2 protein-coding genes are annotated in these 1810 nt (G+C 62.5%); both read left to right on the forward strand.

The window, feature by feature from the left end:
* Window positions 1-2: 2 nt before the first annotated feature.
* Window positions 3-752 (forward strand): electron transfer flavoprotein subunit beta/FixA family protein, encoded by a 750-nt coding sequence (locus RHSP_RS07115; protein ID WP_004111451.1) that lies wholly within the window; start codon window positions 3-5, stop codon window positions 750-752.
* Window positions 753-878: 126 nt separating this feature from the next.
* On the forward strand, window positions 879-1808 hold the full coding sequence (locus RHSP_RS07120; RefSeq protein WP_004111453.1) for an electron transfer flavoprotein subunit alpha/FixB family protein: 930 nt from the start codon (window positions 879-881) through the stop codon (window positions 1806-1808).
* Window positions 1809-1810 lie beyond the last annotated feature (2 nt).

Genomic DNA, 1810 nt, shown 5'->3' on the forward strand with positions numbered 1-1810 from the left:
CCATGAAGATACTGGTTCCCGTTAAGCGGGTCGTTGACTACAACGTCAAGATCCGCGTGAAGCCGGATGGTTCTGGCGTTGAGCTTTCGAACGTGAAGATGTCGATGAACCCGTTCGACGAGATTTCGGTCGAGGAGGCGCTGCGTCTGAAGGAAGCCGGCAAGGCTGAGGAAGTGGTGGTCGTATCGATCGGGCCTGCCAAGGCCGAGGAAACGCTGCGCACGGCGCTCGCCATGGGTGCGGATCGCGCCATCCTGGTCGAGACCGACGATCAAGTCGAGCCGCTCACCGTTGCCAAGATCCTGAAGGGTGTTGCTGACGCCGAGCAGCCGGGCCTGATCATCGTCGGCAAGCAGGCGATCGATGACGATTCGAACCAGACCGGCCAGATGCTGGCGGCGCTTCTCGGCACGGCGCAGGCAACCTTCGCCTCGAAGATCGAGATTGGTGATGGCAAGGCCAAGGTCACCCGCGAAGTCGATGGCGGCCTGCAGACGATCGAGGTCAAGCTTCCAGCCGTCGTCACCACGGACCTGCGCCTCAACGAGCCGCGCTATGCCTCGCTGCCGAACATCATGAAGGCGAAGAAGAAGCCGCTCGACAAGAAGTCGCCGGCCGATTTCGGCGTGTCGACCGAGCCGCGGCTGAAAGTGCTGAAGACGGAAGAGCCCGGCGGCCGCAAGGCTGGCGTCAAGGTCAAGTCGGTGGCCGAGCTCATCGAGAAGCTCAAGACCGAAGCCGGCGTGCTTTAAACCAGAGCATTTCCAGGAAAAGTGCGAAGCGGTTTTCCGTCCGGAATGCGCAAAGAAAAATATAGAGCGTTTTCGCTGTTCGAAGAAAAGCGGAAATGATCTAGTCCGAATGAGGAGTTAGACATCATGGCCATTCTTCTTCTGGCTGATCACGACAATGCCCACCTCTCCGACCAGACCGGCAAGGCGCTGACGGCTGCTGCCAAGATCGGCGGCGATGTTCACGTGCTCGTTGCCGGCGCGGGCGCCAAGGCTGCGGCCGGTGAGGCGGCAAAGCTTTCCGGCGTGTCCAAGGTACTGGTGGCAGAGGATGCAAGCCTTGCCAACAATCTCGCGGAACCGCTGGCGGCGCTGATCGTTTCGCTTGCCGGTGCCTATGACACCATCATCGGCGCCGCCACTTCGGTCGGCAAGAACGTGCTGCCGCGCGTGGCTGCCCTGCTCGATGTCGCCCAGGTCTCGGAAATCATCGAAGTGGTGTCGGCCGATACCTTCAAGCGGCCGATCTATGCCGGCAATGCCATCCAGACGGTGCAGTCGACCGACGCCAAGAAGGTCATCACCGTGCGCACGGCCTCCTTCGCCTCCGCGTCCGAAGGCGGCTCGGCTGCGATCGAGACGGTGTCGGCTGCGGCCGATCCGGCTCTCTCCACCTTCGTCGGCGATGCGCTGTCGTCGTCGGATCGTCCGGAGCTGACCTCCGCGAAGATCATCATCTCCGGTGGCCGCGCGCTCGGCTCGGCGGAAAAATTCCGCGAAGTCATCCTGCCGGTTGCCGACAAGCTCGGTGCCGCCGTCGGCGCAAGCCGAGCCGCCGTCGATGCCGGCTATGCGCCGAACGACTGGCAGGTGGGCCAGACCGGCAAGGTGGTGGCCCCGCAGCTCTATATCGCCTGCGGCATCTCCGGCGCCATCCAGCATCTGGCCGGCATGAAGGACTCGAAGGTCATCGTCGCCATCAACAAGGACGAGGAAGCGCCGATCTTCCAGATCGCCGACTACGGCCTCGTCGCCGACCTCTTCGAAGCCCTGCCGGAACTCCAAAAGGCGCTCTGATC

It is taken from the genome of Rhizobium freirei PRF 81 (genome assembly GCF_000359745.1).
GTDB lineage: Bacteria > Pseudomonadota > Alphaproteobacteria > Rhizobiales > Rhizobiaceae > Rhizobium > Rhizobium freirei.